The sequence below is a fragment of the Micromonospora sp. NPDC005161 genome (assembly GCF_053599855.1).
This window is the reverse complement of sequence record NZ_JBSFYQ010000008.1, coordinates 136984-155012: the sequence shown is the minus strand read 5'-3', so window position 1 is coordinate 155012 and position 18029 is coordinate 136984. Positions and strand designations below refer to the sequence as shown.

At 71.8% G+C, this 18029-nt stretch carries 16 protein-coding genes; 10 read left to right on the top strand and 6 right to left on the bottom strand.

From position 1 onward, the window contains the following. Positions 1–35 precede the first annotated feature (35 nt). From ligD (ACWD5O_RS10720) to ACWD5O_RS10710, 3 genes are read left to right on the top strand one after another with little or no spacing between them, the layout of a single operon-like run. Positions 36–977 carry a non-homologous end-joining DNA ligase gene (gene ligD / locus ACWD5O_RS10720; protein ID WP_354964392.1) on the top strand — a complete coding sequence of 314 codons (942 nt, stop codon included), beginning with the start codon at positions 36–38 and terminating at the stop codon, positions 975–977. Further along, a complete protein-coding gene (ligD, locus tag ACWD5O_RS10715; RefSeq protein WP_450085118.1) occupies positions 967–1878 on the top strand; it encodes a non-homologous end-joining DNA ligase in 912 nt (303 codons plus the stop codon). The genes ligD (ACWD5O_RS10720) and ligD (ACWD5O_RS10715) overlap by 11 nt, the downstream gene beginning before the upstream one ends. Positions 1879–1908: 30 nt before the next feature. Next, positions 1909–2853 (top strand): inositol-3-phosphate synthase, encoded by a 945-nt coding sequence (locus tag ACWD5O_RS10710; protein ID WP_450085117.1) that lies wholly within the window; start codon positions 1909–1911, stop codon positions 2851–2853. A 328-nt stretch (positions 2854–3181) separates the two neighbouring features. Here the strand turns inward: ACWD5O_RS10710 and ACWD5O_RS10705 are convergent, their stop codons facing one another. Together ACWD5O_RS10705 and ACWD5O_RS10700 are read right to left on the bottom strand one after the other, a co-directional pair. Next, positions 3182–5491: an esterase-like activity of phytase family protein gene (locus tag ACWD5O_RS10705; RefSeq protein WP_354964395.1), complete on the bottom strand. Its 2310-nt coding sequence runs from the start codon at positions 5489–5491 to the stop codon at positions 3182–3184. 54 nt (positions 5492–5545) lie between these two features. Continuing rightward, positions 5546–6595 (bottom strand): hypothetical protein, encoded by a 1050-nt coding sequence (locus tag ACWD5O_RS10700; RefSeq protein WP_387322870.1) that lies wholly within the window; start codon positions 6593–6595, stop codon positions 5546–5548. 141 nt (positions 6596–6736) lie between these two features. Between ACWD5O_RS10700 and ACWD5O_RS10695 the strand changes: the two genes are divergently transcribed. After that, the gene (locus ACWD5O_RS10695; protein ID WP_450085150.1) at positions 6737–7489 is read left to right on the top strand and encodes a TIGR03089 family protein; all 753 of its coding nucleotides are present in this window, start codon (positions 6737–6739) and stop codon (positions 7487–7489) included. 27 nt (positions 7490–7516) lie between these two features. Here ACWD5O_RS10695 and ACWD5O_RS10690 read toward each other — a convergent pair whose 3' ends face one another. Beyond that, a complete protein-coding gene (locus ACWD5O_RS10690; RefSeq protein WP_354964398.1) occupies positions 7517–8002 on the bottom strand; it encodes a carboxymuconolactone decarboxylase family protein in 486 nt (161 codons plus the stop codon). Positions 8003–8249: 247 nt separating this feature from the next. Here ACWD5O_RS10690 and ACWD5O_RS10685 point away from each other — a divergent pair, with 247 nt between their 5' ends. Next, entirely contained in the window at positions 8250–9206 is a 957-nt protein-coding gene (locus tag ACWD5O_RS10685; protein WP_450085116.1) for a zinc metalloprotease, read from the top strand. Positions 9207–9382: 176 nt separating this feature from the next. Next, positions 9383–10102, top strand: a complete 720-nt coding sequence (locus ACWD5O_RS10680; RefSeq protein WP_450085115.1) for a hypothetical protein — start codon at positions 9383–9385, stop codon at positions 10100–10102. A gap of 11 nt (positions 10103–10113) precedes the next feature. Here ACWD5O_RS10680 and ACWD5O_RS10675 read toward each other — a convergent pair whose 3' ends face one another. Continuing rightward, a complete protein-coding gene (locus ACWD5O_RS10675) occupies positions 10114–11793 on the bottom strand; it encodes a DNA repair helicase XPB (RefSeq protein ID WP_354964401.1) in 1680 nt (559 codons plus the stop codon). Positions 11794–11966: 173 nt separating this feature from the next. Between ACWD5O_RS10675 and ACWD5O_RS10670 the strand changes: the two genes are divergently transcribed. Together ACWD5O_RS10670 and ACWD5O_RS10665 are read left to right on the top strand one after the other, a co-directional pair. After that, positions 11967–12857, top strand: coding sequence for a L,D-transpeptidase family protein (locus tag ACWD5O_RS10670; protein ID WP_450085114.1), 891 nt, complete (start codon positions 11967–11969; stop codon positions 12855–12857). Between the two features lie 98 nt (positions 12858–12955). Continuing rightward, entirely contained in the window at positions 12956–13192 is a 237-nt protein-coding gene (locus ACWD5O_RS10665; protein ID WP_450085113.1) for a hypothetical protein, read from the top strand. Between the two features lie 37 nt (positions 13193–13229). On the opposite strand, the gene ACWD5O_RS10660 is transcribed toward ACWD5O_RS10665, so the two are convergent. Next, the gene (locus tag ACWD5O_RS10660) at positions 13230–15716 is read right to left on the bottom strand and encodes a helicase-associated domain-containing protein (RefSeq protein ID WP_450085112.1); all 2487 of its coding nucleotides are present in this window, start codon (positions 15714–15716) and stop codon (positions 13230–13232) included. An 83-nt stretch (positions 15717–15799) separates the two neighbouring features. On the opposite strand from ACWD5O_RS10660, the gene ACWD5O_RS10655 reads away from it, so the two are divergent. Together ACWD5O_RS10655 and ACWD5O_RS10650 are read left to right on the top strand one after the other, a co-directional pair. Further along, the gene (locus ACWD5O_RS10655) at positions 15800–16423 is read left to right on the top strand and encodes an HAD family hydrolase (RefSeq protein WP_354964405.1); all 624 of its coding nucleotides are present in this window, start codon (positions 15800–15802) and stop codon (positions 16421–16423) included. 27 nt (positions 16424–16450) lie between these two features. After that, on the top strand, positions 16451–16837 hold the full coding sequence (locus tag ACWD5O_RS10650; RefSeq protein ID WP_088986676.1) for a cold-shock protein: 387 nt from the start codon (positions 16451–16453) through the stop codon (positions 16835–16837). On the opposite strand, the gene ACWD5O_RS10645 is transcribed toward ACWD5O_RS10650, so the two are convergent. Then, positions 16798–17646, bottom strand: coding sequence for a 1,4-dihydroxy-6-naphthoate synthase (locus ACWD5O_RS10645; RefSeq protein ID WP_354964406.1), 849 nt, complete (start codon positions 17644–17646; stop codon positions 16798–16800). The genes ACWD5O_RS10650 and ACWD5O_RS10645 overlap by 40 nt on opposite strands. Positions 17647–18029: the final 383 nt, after the last annotated feature.

Below are 18029 nucleotides of genomic sequence, written 5' to 3'. Positions count from 1 at the left end.
ACGCGAGGTGTTCGGCCTGCTACTACAGTCGGGTCGTGCCCGGCGCGCCGCTCAAGCCGATGCTCGCGATGACCGGGCCGCTCCCGGCGGGTGACGGCTGGGCGTACGAGTTCAAGTGGGACGGTGTCCGCGCGCTGGCCGACATCTCGGCCGGCGGCCAGCACCTGTACGCCCGTTCCGGCGTGGAGATCACCGCCGCGTACCCCGAACTGGCCACCCTGTCTGAGCAGGTCGACGACGCGCTGCTCGACGGTGAGGTGGTGCTGCTCGGTGAGGGTGGGCAGCCGTCGTTCACCGCGCTGGCCGAACGGATGCACGTCCGGGACCGGAACAAAGCGGCCCGGTTGGCGGCGGTCATGCCGGTGACGTACATGATCTTCGACCTGCTCCGGCTGAACGGCGACGACCTGACCGGCTGGCCGTATGAGCGCCGTCGGGAGGCTCTGGACGGGCTTGCCCTCGGCGGTGCCCGGTGGGCCGTGCCGCCGGTCTTCGCCGACGGTCCGGCCACCTACGAGGCGGCCAGCGAGCACGGCCTGGAGGGGGTGATGGCCAAGCGGGTCGGCGCCGTCTACCGCCCCGGGGTGCGCTCGCCGGACTGGGTGAAGGTCAAGCTGGAGGTGACCGGCGACTTCGTCATCGGCGGCTGGCGACCGGGCGCGCGCCGGATCGGTGGGCTGCTGGTCGGGGTACCCGGGCCGGACGGCCGGTTGATCTACCGGGGCCGGGTGGGAGGTGGGATCGGCGCGGCCATCGAACGGCAGCTCCTCGCCGAGCTGGAGCCACTGCGCTCCGGCGTGTCACCGTTCGCGCCGGGTGTGCCACGCGAGGATGCCCGGGGTGCCATCTGGGTAACTCCCCGGGTGGTGGTGGAGGTGAAGTACGGCCAGCGCACCCCGGACGGCCGACTGCGCTTCCCCCGGGTGCTGCGGTTGCGCCCGGACAAGCCGCCGGAGGAGGTCGACGATGCCAGCTGACCGGTTGCGGGTGGACGTCGAGGGCCGCGCGCTGGATCTGTCCAATCTGGACAAGGTGCTCTATCCGTCGGCCGGCTTCACCAAGGGCGAGGTGATCGACTACTACACGCGGATCTCGCCGGTGCTGCTGCCGCACCTGCGGGACCGGGCACTCACCCGGATCAGGTTCCCCAACGGGGTCGACGACAAGTCGTTCTTCGAGAAGAACAAGCCGGCCGCGACGCCGGACTGGGTACGGGTGGAGACGCTGCCCGCGCCGGGGTCGACCAAGGGTCGGGAGACCATCGACTACGTGGTCGCCGACGACCTGCCGACGCTGGTCTGGCTGGCCAACCTGGCCGCGCTGGAGATGCACACGCCGCAGTGGAAGGTCGGCGAGCACCCGGACATGATGGTGGTGGACCTGGACCCGGGCCCACCGGCCGGGCTCGCCGAGTGCTGCCCGGTAGCGGTGCTGATGCGCGACCGGCTCGCTCTGGACGGGATCGAGTCGTACCCGAAGACGTCCGGCAAGAAGGGCATGCAACTCTGCTGCCCGATCGCCGGCACCCAGTCCTCCGATCTCGTCTCGGACTACGCCCGGCGGATCGCTCAGGAACTGGAGAAGGCGCACCCGAAGCTGATCGTGTCGAAGATGGCGAAGAACCTGCGCCCGGGGAAGGTCTTCATCGACTGGAGTCAGAACAACGCGGCGAAGACCACCGTGGCGCCGTACTCCCTGCGGGCACAGTCGATGCCATCGGTGTCGACGCCACTGACCTGGGACGAGGTCGAGGCCGGCGCCCGCGGCCGGAAGCCGGCCGTCCGCCAGTTCACCGCCGCCGAGGTGCTGGACCGGGTCGAGGAGTACGGCGACCTGCTCGCCCCGCTGCTCGACGGTGGCCCGGAACTGCCCGTCTGAGGCGATGCCGGCTCTCGTACCCTCGTGCCCATGGTCGAACGGGTGAGAGTTGCGGTCGCGGGAGTCGGTAACAACACGTCAGCATTGGTGCAGGGGATTGCTCTCTACCGCCAGACCGGCAGCCTGGTGGGTGTTCGTAGGCCGATGATCGACGGTCTCGGGGTGGCCGACATCGATTTCGTCGCGGCTTTCGCCACCTTCGCGGAGAAGATTGGCAAGGACCTGACCGAGGCGATCTTCGTGGCGCCCAACAACTTCCCCCGTCTCGACTGCGATCTTCCCAGGGCGGACGTGCCCGTAACCAGGGGCCTTGTCGATGCGACTGAGGTGGATCGGGTGGCAGCGGCGTTGGCCGGGGCGGAGGTGCTGCTCTACTCCGCACCGAGCGGCCGGCCGGAGACCGCCCGGGCCTACGCCGAGGCGGCCTGCAAAGCGGGTGTCGCCTTCGTCAACACCACGTCCGACGCGATAGCCCGCGACCCGATGTGGGGGGAACGGTTCCAGGAGGCCGGCCTGCCGTTGCTCGGTGACGACCTGGCCAGCCAGTTCGGCACCTCGGTGGTGCACAACGCGTTGCTGCGGTTGCTCGAGGAGCGGGGGCTCACCCTGGTGAGTTCATATCAGGTCAATCTGGGAGGTACCGAAGACTTCCGGAACCTGGTTGAGAACTCCAATACCAAGAAGCAGTCCAAGCTCAATGCGCTGTCGGCGGCTGACAAGGTCGAACTGGCTCCGCTCGGATACCTACCGCATCTGAAGTCGCAGAAGGTGGCGCATCTCAACATCGAGGCGCAGGGTTGGGGTGAGACGGCGATAAGCCTTGACGTGAAGCTGAAGGTGCATGACCCGAGCGGTGCTGCCGGCGTCAACATCGATCTGATTCGCATGGCGGCGAGCGCGCTCCGAGCTGGGCGCGGCGGTTATCTCGCCGAGGCGTCGTCGCTGCTCAAGTCCCCGCCTGGCACGGCGATCTGACCCTCAGGCCACCGTGACGGTGGGTGTCCGGATGGCGTGGCGGGTGCTCGTCACTGAGCGCGACGGGCATCGGTGCCCCCGGCCAGACCGCTCAACCCCTTTGCTCTGCTTACACGGGCGCAACACCACGTTGAGCTGCGGCTTCACGATGGCTTGCGTGGGCGGTGGCCATACCTGTGCTCGCGGAGTGTGAGTGTTGCGTATAGGTAAGCAGAGCAAAGGGTCTGGGGTGGGTGCGGCGGCCGGGGCCCGGAATCAAATCACCCTGCGTGATCGGCCCGGCGCCCCCTCGCGGTGGACGCCGGGCCGAGAGGCACGCGGTGAGGGGTCAGTCGCGGCCGAAGACCTTGCGGCTGGAGCCCAGCCGCAGGAGCACCGTCTCGCCGGTGGCGTCCTGGACCGCGTCGTTGTCGGTGATGGCGTAGACCTCGCCGTCGCCGGCCACGGTCAGGCCCTCCAGCTTCTCCTGCGTCCACCCGTTGGTGGCACGCAGCGCGGGCAGCACGTCGACGGCGAGCGTCTTCGGCAGCACCCGCAGCGGGCCGGGCGCCGCGGCCCCGCCCGGCAGCGGCACCGTGTAGATCCGCTTCACCGTGGCGGCGGGGCCGTTCAGCTTGTCCCGCTCGATGACCGCGAGCCGGTCGCCGACCACGGTGATCTCGGAGAGGCCCATCCAGTCACCCGGGACGCTGGTGGCGCCCAACCGGTAACCGAACCAGCTCCAGGTGCCGGCCGCGACGTCGTACCGGCCCAGCCGGACCACGCCGGCCGGGTCGGTGCTCAGCTCGCGCTGCACGGCCACCCAGACGATCTCCCTGCCCTGCCGGTCGGTGGTCGCGGTGACCCCCTCCAGGCCCTGCTTGGCCAGACCGGCGGCGACCTCCGTGGGCAGCGCGACGGTCTGCCGGGTGACCCCGGCGTCGTCCAGCCGGACCAGCTTGTTCTCCGGGCCCTTGGCGCCCTCGACAGCGAGCCAGAAGCCGCCCTGCGGACGGGCGAAGATGCCCTCCGCGTCGTACCCGACCGGTGCGCCGGTCGCGTCCTTCACCGGCAGCGCACCGGTGATCACGGCCGGCGTCCGCTTCGCGTCGATGGTGAGGATCCGGGTCTGGCTGTACGCCGCGTCGGTGACGCTGTAGAGCTGGTCCCGCTTGCCGGGTGCCGCGGTCAGCGCGCCGAGGGCGCCCCAACCGATCGGCGTACCCGCCCGGTCGGTGCCGGAGACGATGCTCGGGAACGCCGGAGTGCCCCGGCCCAGCTGGTAGAGCGACACCGAGGCGCGGACGCCGACCGAGGCGTCGTCCTCCTCGCTGGAGACGGCGAGCAGCCCCCGCGACGGGATGGGCAGCAGCCCCTCCGGTCCGTTGGTGGCCGGCAGCACCTGCCGGAACCGCGGGTCGGTCGGCCGGCTCAGGTCGTAGACGGCGACGAAGTTGCTGCGCTCCGAGCCGACGAACGCGTACCGCACGCCGTCGTACTCGGCGACGGCGACGCCCTCCGGCTCGGTGCCCTTCTTCGCGGCCCGGTCCTCGTTGTGCAGCCCGTACGTGACGGCGAGCCGCTCGAAGGTGTTGCCGGCGTCCCAGGCGACCCGCCCGCTGCGGCTGTCGAAGACGGACCAGCCGCGGGTGCCGCCCCGCCAGTCACCCTCGTTCGCCGTGGCGAGGTAGCGGTCGTCGATCCAGGCCACCGCGTCCGGCTCGCGCGGCACATCGGTGATGCCGCCGGTCAGGTTGATCGTGCCGTCCTTGACGGTGTCGATCCCGCTGATCGTCGCCGTGCCGGCGCTGAACACCTTGGTGACCCGGCCGGTGGGCAGGTCGACCAGGGCGACGCCGTTGTTCTCCTGAAGCGTCACCGCCAGCTGGTTAAGGCTGTTGATCGAGACGTACTCCGGCTCCGGGTCGGTCGGCGCGGCGAGGCCGGCCTGGACCAGGGCGGGCAGGGCGCTCCCGTCGGCGCCGGTCAACGGGACCGGCCGCAGCCGCCAACCGGCCGGGGTCTTGCCGGCGAGATCGACGATCTGCACGAAGCCCGCGGGTGCCTGCGGCAGGTCGCCCTCCTCGCCGCCGGGCGGGGTGGCCTCCTCGTCGCGCTCGTTCTCGATGGCGATCGCGGCGTACCGCTGGTCCTTGCTGATCGCGATCGAGTCGGGCTGGCCGCCGAGGTCGAAGCTCGCGACCCGCTTGCGGCTGACCAGCTCGATCACGTCCAGCCGGCCGGACGGCTCGGTGTAGCTGCTGCTGGTGTTCACCACCACCATTACGTACTTCCCGACCACGGCGACCGAGGTCGGCTCGTCCTCGGCGTTGCCGAGCTGCGCCAGGGAGAGGGTGCCGAGGCCGCGCGGCCGGTCGGCCCGGGAGATGTCGAGGAAGCCGATCCGTCGGGCCAGCGCGTCCGTGTGAACCAGGGTCCGGCCGTCCGGGCTGACCGCCGAGATCTCGGCGACCGTCGGGGTCGCCGGGTCCTCACCGGCCGGACGGTTCTGAAAGACCGGGTACGTGGCAACCCGATCGAAGGCGCGCGACGTGTCCGAGTGGTGGTGTCCGCCGGCCGACGCGGGGGTGACACCGGTCAGGCTGGCGGCAGCGACACCGGCCGCGGTGAGCGCGGTGAATGCTCTTCTGAATGTCAAGGACTTCCTCCGTTAGGTCGTACCCGGACGGAGGTTGACACCCGAGAAGGAGCATCAGCTTGCGCGCACATGAACAGCCGGCGAAGTGCGGCGCAGCCGCCACCAGGCGCCACCGATCAGGACCACGGTGACCACGCTGACCGCCACGTCGCCGGCCAGCGCCGCCGCCGGGCTCGCCGGGGAGTACGGCGGCACCAGGTACGCGAACGCGGCCGCGCTGACCAGGCTCCCAGAGCCGGCGACGAGCACGTGCCGCTGCCCCCAGCCGGCGCGGGACGACCAGTACGCGATCAGCCCTCCGGTGCCGGCGGCGAGCGCCAGCGCGACGGCCATTCCCGGCCAACCGGGTGTCAGGTCGGTGCCGAGGTGGACGAGAACGACCACCAGGCCCACCCAGATCGGGCCGGGCACCCGACGGGCGCGCCGCGGGTTTGGGTGGCGCCAGCGGGGCAGCAGGGCCAGCGCGACGAGCGCGAGGACCACCGCCGCGGCGAACGTCAGCTGGAGCGGGCTGGCCAGGAAGCCCTTCCGGCCGCTGTCCGAGAAGATCAGCAGGCTACCGAGCAGGTAGATCACGCCGACCACGACGAGCCCGGGCCGGCGGAGCCACGGGCGGAGCCGGCGGTTTCGGCCGAGGAACGACTCGACGATCACGATCGGCGCGCAGATGGTCAACGTGATGTGGTTGCCCACGTAGTCGAAGGCCTGTCGGACGCTGAACCCGAGTCCCGGCACCAGCGTCGCCTCGGCGGCGGCTCGGGTGTCGGCGTACTCGGTGTCGTCCAGGTAGCCCGGGTTGAACAGCGACTGGTCGACCAGGCCCGCCTGGAGCACGCCGAACGCGGCGGCGAGCAGCACGATCGCCGGCCATCCCGCGCCGAGGTGCCGGGCGGTCTCCCGGATCAGGATGGCGGCCCCGCCGTACATCGGCCCGAGGATGAGCACCACCGGGAGGAAGTCTTCGAGGGTGAAACCGCCCCAGGAGCACTCGGCGGCCCAGGGCGCGAGCAGCAGCAACGCGACCACCGGCACGAGCCGGCGGCGCAGTGGAAGACGGTCGGCGGTGACGGGCGAGTCGGCGGCGGGGTGGCACTCGGTCGGCATGGGCGCTCCTCGGCGACGTTCCGGGACCACCCGTACCCTGCGCGGGCCACCCGGACATCCACTACGGCCATCGGCCGACGACGGGCGCGACCAAAGTCGTTGAGTAGGGTGGTTCGACGCCGTCACCCGGGGAGCGTGGAGATGCAGCCAACCGCCACGGCCGACCTGTCGGTCCCGCCCGCCGACGCCGAGCGTCCACTGCTCAGCTACCGCGACGAGGCGACCGGCGAGCGGGTCGACCTGACCGCGCACCAGGTCGGCGCCTGGGCGGCGCGCAGCGCCGGTCTGCTGCGGGACGGCTGCGGGCTCGGCCCCGGCAGCCGCGTAGCGGTGCTGCTGCCGCCGCACTGGCGTACCGCTGCGGTTCTGTTGGGTGCCTGGGCCTCCGGCCTCGCGGTGTCGTTCCGGCCCCGCGCCACCGCGGGCCTGCCGGTCCTCGAACCGGGCGGCGACCGGCCGTTCGATGCCGTCTTCGCGACCCCCGAGCGGCAGGACGACTGGCTGGAGGACGTGCCGGACGCTCCACACCGCTACCTCGTCGGTACCGGGCCGGGGGCGCTGTCCGACGTGCCGCTGGGCTGGCTCGACTGGTCCGCCGAGGTGCTCCGGCACCCCGACGCCACGCCCGACCACACCGCCATTCACCCGTCCGACCCGGCCAGCGCGGACGGCACGACCTACGGCCAGTGGGGCGCGCTCGCCCAGGGCATCGCCGAGATGCTGGACCTACGTGCCGGCGACCGGCTGCTGGTCGACGCCGCCGAGCACGAGCAGCCGCTGAAGTGGCTGCTGGCCCCGCTCTCCGCTGGCGCGTCCGTGGTGATCAGCGCCAACCTCGACCCTGCTCGGCGGGACGCGGTGGTCGCCGCCGAGCAGGTCACCCGGGTTCTCTAGGGGACGTCACTCCGGCCGTCGTCCAGGTCAGTCGAACGCGGCGGCGAACATGCCGGGCTCGTAGGAACCGCCCCGCTGGTGCACGATCACGGCGAGGCGGTTGGCCGCGTTGATCAGGGCGACCAGGGCGACCAGCGCGGCGATCTGGTCGTCGTCGTAGTGCTTGCGCACCTGAGCCCAGGTTTCGTCGGACACGCCCTGGTAGGCGTCGGCGAGTCGGGTGCCCTCCTCGGCGAGCGCCAGCGCGGCCTGCTCGGCCTCCGTGAAGACGGTGGACTCGCGCCAGGCGGCCACCAGGTTGAGCCGAACCGGGCTCTCGCCGGCCGCTGCGGCGTCCTTCGTGTGCGCGTCGATGCACCAGCCGCAGCCGTTGATCTGGCTGGCCCGAAGGGACACCAACTCCTGCGTGGACTTCGGCAGCGGCGACTGCTGAATCACCATGCCGGCGTTGGCGAACCGCTTGGCGAACTTCATGGCGATCTCGTTGTCGAACATGTTGAATCGGGCGTCCATGGTTCCGTCCTTCACTTCCGGCGTTCGATCGGACGAACATGAGATGCCGGCGAGCAGAGTCCTGTGACAGAACGGCAGGGTGACAGCGATAACAGCGCTCCTCGGCCCCCTGCCGTTACACCCCCCATCAGCCCTGTACGCAGGCCTTTTGCCGCTGCCACCGACGTGATCTCATACCGGGAAGACGACGTCGTCGAGCTGATCACGACGACCCCGCGCCGTCTCCATTCCCTCGAGAGGTGCACCGATGCACAGGAGACCAATCTTCCGACTGGCAGTCCTCACCGCCACCGCCGCGACGCTCCTGGCGTCCGGTGGCGGCTACGCCGCGGTGGCGGCACCCGCTCCCGTATCCCCGGGTGTCGGCGCGTGTGAGCCGGGTGCCGAGGCGCACAGCGCGGCCCGGGTCGCCAAGGGCGCCACCGCGCAAGAGCCGAAGCTGTACTCCAACAACGAGGCGAACGCCTACGGGGTGATCAAGGACGCCCCGCGCCTCGCCAACGGCAGCGTGACCGTGCCGACGGTCTTCCACATGGTCTCCGACCAACCGCTCAGCGCGGCCGAGACGGCCAGGTGGAACACCCTGATCGCGGCGCAGATGACGGTGCTCAACGACTCGTTCGCGGGGCGCACGGCAGCGAACGCCTCCGACACGCCGTTCCGGTTCTCGCTCGTCGACACGACGTGGACGGTGAACAGCGCCTGGTACACGGTCGAGCCGGGCAAGAACGAGCGGGACATGAAGAAGGCGCTGTACACCGGCGACTCGAAAACCCTGAACGTGTACGCGGCCAACATCGGCGGCGGGCTCCTCGGCTGGGCGTACTTCCCGAAGGGTTACAACAACGGCCGGGACTACATCGACGGCGTGGTGATGCTCGACGAGTCGATGCCGGGCGGTACGGCGGGCAAGTACTCCCTCGGTGACACCCTGACCCACGAGGTGGGGCACTGGCTCATGCTGGAGCACACCTTCGCCCACGGGTGCTCCGCTGCCGGCGACTTCGTCGCGGACACTCCGCGGGAGGCGGCGCCGCAGTTCGACTGCCCGGTGGGCGCGGACACCTGCACCGCACCCGGGCTGGACCCGATCCACAACTTCATGGACTACACGCAGGACTCCTGCATGAACATGTTCACCGTCGGACAGGCGGACCGGATGAGCGACGCCTGGGTGGCGTTCCGGGCCGGCGGCGCCGGGTAGATCGCGCGTCTCGGGGTCGACGGGCCGCTGGATGGTGGCTCGTCGACCCCGTTGCTTCACCCTTCCGGTGGAGCCGACGTGTTCCACCATTTCTCACATGTCGCCCGCTCATACGCTTCGCCGAAGGCACGTGCGCTGTCGGAGCGCCGGCCGCTTTCCACACCCGCGGAGGGGACATGGCGTCGAGGCGTACACGTCGGACACTGATCTCGGCGGTCGCCGGCGGCCTGTTCGCCCTCGGTGTGCTCGCACCGGGCCCGGCCGCCGCGCCGCCGCTGCCCCGCGCGGCGCAGGCAGCCGATTCGTCCCACCCGGAAGAGCCCCGGCCCCCGCAGCTCCCGGCCGACTTCCAGGGCACCGGCCGGTACATCGTTCGCGACCTCGGGATCGACGTGCCGTTCACCTGGCAGGGCAGGGACGGCAACAGCCAGATGATCGCCGGGGGCCCGGAGCATCCGATCTGGTTCACGAACCTGATCTACGAGAACACGCTCTACACGCTCACCTACAAGTGGCCGAACATCCCACTGTTTCCGCCGCGGGCGTGCAGCAAGGTCCCGGGGTTCTTCAACCGACAGATCTTCAACGACAAGCTGAAGGCCGCGCGCTTCGTCGGACCGGAAATCCTGCAGGGGGAGAAGGACCGGCACGTCGACCACTGGCGGGTCGGTGTCGTCGGGGGTTCCTCCGTGCCGGGCGAGGTGTTCCGGTTCCCGATCGCGCTCGGCGACATCTACGTCGACCAGCGGGATCCGAGCCGGTGGTGGCAGGTGTTGCAGTTCGGCCTGCAGAACCTCTTCGACCCGGAGCTGGACGAGTGGTTCACGATGACAACGTTCGACCACCGGCCGGGCGAGGTCACGCTCCCGGACCGCTGCCCGCCCCCAATGTCGTGATTTCGCACGTGTCAGTCGACGGTCGGGAGCTTCGGGCCGAGGACGTCATCGGCGTCCACGATGGTGTACGCGTAGCCCTGCTCGGCGAGGAAGCGCTGACGGTGTGCCGCGTACTCGGTGTCGATCGTGTCCCGTGACACCACCGTGTAGAAGTGCGCCTGCCGGCCGTCGGCCTTCGGCCGCAGCACCCGGCCGAGCCGCTGCGCCTCCTCCTGGCGAGACCCGAACGTCCCCGACACCTGGATCGCCACCGCCGCCTCCGGCAGGTCGATGGAGAAGTTGCCGACCTTGGAGATGACCAGCGTGCGGATCTCCCCGGACCGGAACGCGTCGAAGAGCCGTTCGCGCTCCTTGTTGGTGGTCGAGCCCTGGATGATCGGCGCGTCCAGGTATTCGCCGAGCTGGTGCAGCTGGTCGATGTACGCGCCGATCACCAGCACCTGGTCGTCGGGGTGCCGGTCGACCAGAGCCCGGACCACCGGCAGCTTGGTGCGCGCGGTCGCCGCCATCCGGTAGCGCTCCTCGGCCTCCGCGGTCGCGTACGACATCCGCTCCGCGTCGGTCAGCGTCACCCGGACCTCGGTGCACTCGGCCGGGGCGATCCAGCCCTGGGACTCGATGTCCTTCCACGGGGCGTCGTACCGCTTCGGGCCGATCAGGCTGAACACGTCACCCTCCCGGCCGTCCTCGCGAACCAGGGTGGCGGTCAGGCCGAGCCGGCGGCGGGCCTGGAGGTCGGCGGTGAACCGGAAGATCGGCGCGGGCAGCAGGTGCACCTCGTCGTAGACGACCAGGCCCCAGTCGCGGGCCCCGAACAGGTCCAGGTGGGTGAATGCGCCGCCGCGCCGCGAGGTGAGCACCTGGTACGTGGCGATGGTGACCGGGCGGATCTCCTTGCGCTCGCCGGAGTATTCGCCGATCTCCTCCTCGGTCAGCGAGGTGCGGGCGATCAGCTCCCGCTTCCACTGCCGGCCGGCGACGGTGTTGGTGACCAGGATCAGCGTGGTGGCCTTCGCCTCGGCCATCGCGGCCGCGCCGACCAGGGTCTTGCCGGCGCCGCAGGGCAGCACGACCACGCCCGACCCGCCGGCCCAGAACGCCTCCACGGCCTCCCGCTGGTACGACCGCAGCGTCCACGGCTTGCCGCCGTCCTTGCCGGCCTCGGCCAGCTCGATCGGGTGGGCCTCGCCGTCCACGTAGCCGGCCAGGTCCTCCGCCGGCCAGCCCAGCTTGAGCAGGGCCTGCTTGAGCCGGCCGCGCTCGGACGGGTGCACCTGGATGGTGTCGTCGTCGATCTTGTTGCCGAGCATGCCGGCGAGCTTCTTGCTCTTGGCCACCTCGATCAGCACGAGCCGGTCCAGTGCGCGCAGCACCAGGCCGTACGCCGGATCGTTGGCGAGTTGGAGCCGGCCGTACCGGTCCATCGTCTCGGCCACGTCCACCAGCAGCGCGTGCGGCACCGGGTAGCGCGAGTACTTGATCAGCGAGTCGACCACGCCCTCGGCGTCGTGCCCCGCCGCGCGGGCGTTCCACAGGCCGAGTGGGGTCAGCCGGTAGGTGTGCACGTGTTCGGGAGAGCGCTCCAGCTCGGCGAAGGGTGCGATGGCAATTCGGCAGGCCTGCGCGTCCGGGTGGTCGATCTCCAGCAGCAGGGTCTTGTCCGACTGCACGATCAGTGGTCCACCGCTCACGCCAGGGTCCTCTCCTCCGGTTGGCCGTCCGGTCGTGGCGCCTGCTTACCCGCCGCTGGCCGACCATCCAGTGTTGCACGGTGCGGACTGTCGGAAGAAAGATGCTCACCGGGCGCAACCGACATGGCACTTGCAAACGTCTAGCAAAGGGACGACAGCCCAGGGGAGGTCCCATGAAGCATGTCCGGATCACTTCCCGACTTGTCGCCCTGGTGGTGGTCACGCTGGTCGGCGCCGGTGCGTGCGCGTTCGATCCGCAGGCCGGCGGGGGTGGCGGCGGGGGAGCCGCCCCGGCAGGTGCGGCGGAACAGGTAACGGGGGCGAGCGGCACGCCCGGGCCGGACCAGCGCGGCCGGCCCGCGACGACCGCGCCGACGCGGACGCCGACGCCGAAGCCCACCCGGAGTGTCACGCCGAAGCCGACCAGCAGCACGCGGCCGGCACCGGCCACCAGCACCGCCACGCCGGCCGCCGGCTGCCCGCAGGGCGAGCACCAGCGCGCCGTGGAGACCTACCTGGCCCGGTTGGGTGGGTTCGGGCCGGTGACCGTGGACGGCCGGCAGTCCGCCGCCGACTGCGCCGCGATCAAGAAGTTCCAGCGGCGGTACGGCATCCGCCCCGTCGAGGGTCGCGCCGGGCCGACCACCTACGACGTGGCAAAGCGCCTCGGCACCACCGACACGGCTCGCTGCAAGGCCGGCACGGGCACCACCTTCTGCGTGGACCTGACCCGGCAGACCGTCTGGGCGGTCCGAGGCGGCAAGGTGATCATGGCGCCGACGGTGACCCGCACCGGGATGGCCGGCTACCGCACCCCGGCCGGCACCTACAAGGTCAACTACCGCAATCCGAAGGAGTGGTCCGACCCGTACGAGGTGTGGCTGCCGTACTGGCAGCACTTCACCCAGGGGATGGGCTTCCACGAGACCACCACCTACCTGCACAACAAGTCGATCGGCTCGCACGGCTGCGTCAACCTGCTGCACGCCGACGCCGTCCGGATGTGGGAGCTGGGGAAGGTGGGCACCCGGGTGGTGCTGATCGGCCGCCGCCCCGGCACCTGAGCGACGACCCGCCCGACTCGGGGTTTTATCCCCTGTCACACCGGTCCCGGTAGTGACACCCTGGGAGTCCAGGGCCGGACCGGGCGGGGAGGCTGGGTATGACGGTCGACCGTGACGTCATAGAAGCGCACGACCAGGCTCCACCGGACGAGGTGTCCCGCGCGACCGTGTTCGCGTACGCCGTCGCGGCGGCGCTCCTCGTCGGGTGGTTTCTCTTCGGCTGGCTGGTGCTGCGGCAGGGCTTCGTCGATTCGATCGGGGAGTCCGCCGGCGCCGGCTTCGCGCTGTTGCTGATCATCTCGGTCGTCGGCACCGTACGCCGCAGCCGACGCTGACCAGCGCGCACACCGACCGGCGCCGGCCGGGCTCCGGTCAGTCCGCCAGCACCGCCGCGGTGATCCGGTGCAGCGCGAAGGTGTGCAGCATCTCGGTTCGTTCGTCCTCGGCGCGTAGGTAGCCGGCGCCGATCGAGACTGGCTTGACCAGCCGGGACGCGGTCGCACCATGGGCGTCCACGTATCCCACCCAGACCAGCGCCCGATCACGCACGGCCTGCTGGAGCACGGCCAGCGCCTCGCTGTGGGTGTGCGCCGGCACCGGGCCGCCGCCGAGGCCGACAGCCCCGCCGCGCACCACCGCCGGTGCCCGTCGGGCCGCCCGCGCCGCCGCCTCACCCCGCCGGATGTGCTCCACCACGCCCAGCAGCCGAGGCATCGGCAGTTTCGGGGCGACCAGCGGATCCAACGTCCGGGTGGTCACGGGCACCCGGGCCGGGGCCCGCCGGATCCGTGGCCGGGACAGCACCGTGCCGCCGCTACCGTCCTCCTGCGCCGGGGCGTACCCGGCGTCGCGCAACGCGCTCAGCAGCCGACCGACCTGGTACGGGGTGGTCAGCACCGTCGGGGCGAGCCGGCGCAGCGTCAGCGATTCCAGCCGCCGGTCGGCAAGCACCTCGCTGAGCAGCGTCTCGTCGTCGCTGCGCAGGTACGCCCCGGCGAGGCCGACCCGCAACCCGCCGTGTTTGCGGGCCACGTCGTCCACCAGATAGGTGAGCCCCTGCGGCACCGGGGTACGCGACCGCCGCCGGAATACGTCGTGCAGGTCGTCGGCCGAGTAACCGGCGTCCAGCGCTCGCCGCACACTCGCCGTCGTGACCCGGTGCACGCTGGCCCCGCCGGCCGACTCGGGTTCGGTCATCGCCTCCAGCTCGGCGGCGAGCGCCGGCTCGGGTGGCCCGGGCACCACCACCGTCAGGTCGGCCTGCACCAGGAAGTGGTCGACCGGGGCGGGCAGTAGCGCGTCCAGCGCCCGTGCCGCGCTGGACGGGTCGCCGCTCTCGGCGTCCGCGTGCAGCCCCAGCGGGTCCTCGCCGCCCGACTCGTCGGCCGAGGTCAGGTCGGCCAGCAGCAGCCGGCCGTACGAGGTGAGCGCCCCCAGGCCGGTGACGCCGAGCTGCGCCGCCTCGGCCAGCACCTCGCGGTGGGCGGCCTCCCGGCCCCGGCTGCGTCGCGGCGCCCGCCAGTCCAGCAGGTCCTGCACCTCCTCCGGAGTGGGTGAGGTCGCGGGTTCCAGGTCGGCGAGCACCGCGAGCACCGCCCGTCGGGTGCCCGGCGCTCCGGCGCGCTCGGCCTCGGCGGAGAGCGCCGTGATCGGCCGGTCCCGGTCATCGCGCCGGCCGACCAGCCCGACCTGCCGGGTCATGGTCAGCCACGCGCGGGCCAGCTGCTCCCAGCGTTGGGCCAGCGAGGCGGCCCGCCACACCTCGTACCCGCCGGTCGGCAGCACCTGCTGATCCGCCCCGTACCGGGTGGTGGTCGCACCGGGCAGCTCCAGCTCGCCGGCGAGCCCCGCCGCGTACGCCACCTCCAGCAGCAGCGCGGTGGTCGGCTCGTCCAGCCCGGCGGTGCGGGCCAGCCGGCGCAGGTCCCGTACGCCGATGCCGCCCGAGCGCAGCACCGGCGCGGGTTCGGCGGCGAGCTGGTCCAACAGCCCTTCGGTGTGCCGGACCACCTCCATCGTCTGTCCGGCTCCGGCGGAGTCGACCGCCTTCGCCTCGCGCGGCGCGGCGGCCACGGGCGGCGGGCTGGTGCGCAGCGGCCCGAGCGGGCCGCTGTCGCGGCGCAGCAGCAGGCCGACCTCGCGGGGCAGCTCGACAGTGCCGGTGGTCGTCGACGAGCCGGTCGAGACAGGGACCAGCAGCCGGTTGTCGACCAGCCAGCGCACCGGGGAGCCGGTCGGCGCGCCGCCGTTGGTCGGGTCCGAGAGCAGGGCGTCCTCCGCGCCGAGCGGCGGTGCCTGCAACGCCCCCGGGGGCACGCTGCCCACCGGTGGTCCGGCCGCCAGCCGGTCCAGGATCGCCCGGGCCGAGGGAGGAGCGGCGAGCAGCGTCCGCCGGAGCTTCGCCGGGTCCGCGCAGAGCGCGGCCGTGCGCGGGTCCAGCTCCGCGGCCGGCCGGCCCAGCCCGGCGGGGTACGGAGCCACCTCGTCGACGGCGGGTACCACCTGGAGCGCGTGCTCCGGGCCGTACAGCAGGAAGAGCGCGCGCAGCCGGCCGACGGCGGCCCGGACGGCCGTCGGCGCCGGCGGGTGGGGCCCGGCGGTCGCCATGGCGAGCACCGCCTCGGTGGCCGTGGTGCCCTCGTCCGGGTCCCGGGTGAGCCGGGCGGCGTCCAGGATCTGGAGGGTGAACTGGTCCAGCCCGTCCAGCGCGCGGGCCACCGAGACCCGGGACTGGGCCCGGATGGCCAGGGCGGAGATGTCGGCCGGCACGGGCACGACGAGGTCCGGCCGCAGCTGGAGGAGCGCGGCCAGCGATTCGTCGGGCAGCGACCGCAGGTGGTCGGCGAGTGAGGTGGTCATCGTCTTACCACGCTAGCCCGGCACCGGGCCGTCGCGCCCCTCGGACGTCCGCCCGGCAGGGAGTCGCCTGTACGTTTCTGGGCATGCCCGCTCTGACCGTCGGATTCGACCTCGACATGACGCTGGTGGACTCCCGCCCCGGCATCGCCGCGGCCTACCGGGCGTTGACCGCCCGGACCGGCGTGCCGGTGGACGCGGACCTGGCGGTGTCCCGGCTCGGTCCGCCGCTGCGCACGGAGATCGCGCACTGGTTCCCGCCGGAGCAGGTCGAGTCGGCCGTGCACGCGTTCCGCGAGCTGTACCCGGCGTACGCGATCACCCCGACGGTGCCGCTGCCCGGCGCGCGGGAGGCGATCGACGGGATCCGCGCGCGGGGCGGACGGGTGCTGGTCGTCACGTCCAAGGTCGGCCGGTTGGCCCGCCTGCACCTGGACCACCTCGGCCTCGCGGTCGACGAGCTGGCCGGTGACCTGTTCGCCGAGGAGAAGGCGACGGCTCTGCGGGAGCACGGGGCGACCCACTACGTCGGGGATCATGTGGCGGACATGGTGGCGGCGAGGGCGGCCGGGGTGCCCGGAATCGGCGTCGCCACCGGGCCGTGCTCCCCGGATGAGCTGCGTGCCTCCGGGGCGGAAATGGTGCTGGACGACCTCACCGGATTCCCAGCGGCGCTCGACGGCATGATCCAGCTAGCCTTGGAGCAGTAGCGGCTCAAGTGAAGCAGGGGTTTTCAGGTGCCTACGGGTCGAGTGAAGTGGTACGACACGGCCAAGGGATACGGCTTCGTCACCAGTGACGAGGGCGGCGACGTGTTCCTGCCCAAGGGCGCGCTGCCGGCGGGCGTCACCGACCTCAAGGGTGGCCAGCGGGTCGACTTCAGCGTGGTCGACAGCCGCCGGGGCGCGCAGGCCATGGGAGTCAAGCTGCTGGACGCTCCGCCGTCGATGGCGGAGCTGCGGCGCCGGCCGGCTGAGGAACTGCACGGCCTCGTCGAGGACATGATCAAGGTGCTGGAGGCGAAGGTTCAGCCGGATCTGCGCCGGGGCCGGTATCCGGACAAGAAGACCGCGCAGAAGATCGCTCAGCTGGTCCACGCGGTCGCGCGCGAGCTGGAGGTCTGAGGCACCAGGCCGGCGTCGGCGGCGCGGTCGAGCAGCGCCGCGACCGCCGCGAAACCGGCCTCGCCCAGGTCGGCGGTGAACTCGTTGACGTAGAGGCCGATGTGCCGGTCCACCACGTCGAGTTCCATCTCCTGGGCGTGCGCGAGCACGTACTCCCGGCTGGCCGCCGGGTCCGCCCAGGCCTGTCGGACCGACTCGCGGACCCAGCCGGCTGCGGCCTCCGGGTCCACCACGCCGCGCTTGGCCAGGATCGCGCCGAGCGGAATGGGCAGGCCGGTGTCGGCCTCCCACCACTCGCCGAGGTCGACCAGCGCGGTTAGGCCGTGCCGGTGGTAGGTGAACCGTGCCTCGTGGATGACCAGCCCGGCGTCGTAGCGGCCGGCCGCGACGCCCGGCATGATCTCGTGGAACGGGACCACCTCGATCCGGGCCGGCGGCCGGCCCGCCGACCAGAGCCGGAACAGCAGGTACGCGGTGGTCCGGTCACCCGGCACCGCCACCGTGGCGCCGGTCAGGTCGGTGCGGTCCGGCCCGCCGGTGCGGTCGCCCCGGGTGAGCACCAGCGGCCCGCACCCGCGGCCGAGGGCGCCCCCGCAGGGCAGCAGGTGGTAGTCGTCGAGCAGCCACGGCAGCGCCGCGAAGCTCACCTTCACCAGGTCGAACGCGCCCCGCTCGGCGGCCGTGTTGGTGACGTCCACGTCGGCGTACGTCACCTCGACCGGCGGTGCGCCGGGTACCCGGCCGTGAACCAGGGCGTCGAAGACGAACGTGTCGTTGGGGCAGGGCGAGATCGCCAGGGAGAGCGCCACGCCTCCACGTTAGCCCCGCCCCCGCACGCTCCCGCGCGCCCACCCGGCTCACTGTGACCTGCTTGGCCCTCCGGCGAGCCTTCACGCCCCCGGCCGCACGCCCCACGCCCCTGCCACTCCCGCCGCACGCCCTGGCACTCACTGCCAGCTGCTCGGAAGACACCGTCAGGGTATGGGGTGTCACTGTCACTCCTGTAGAGCTGCCCCATCTGTGGGGCGCCGTGACCTTGGGTGGGCGTACTGGTTGCGGCGGCTGATGGCGGCGGCGGTGGTGGGGGGTGGCGGGTAGCTGGTGGCCGTGACGGTGCCCGATCGTGGGTCTGTCCCAGCTGCCCATCGGCTCGCCCCATCAATGGGGCAGCTCTACAGGCGCCGACGAAGGG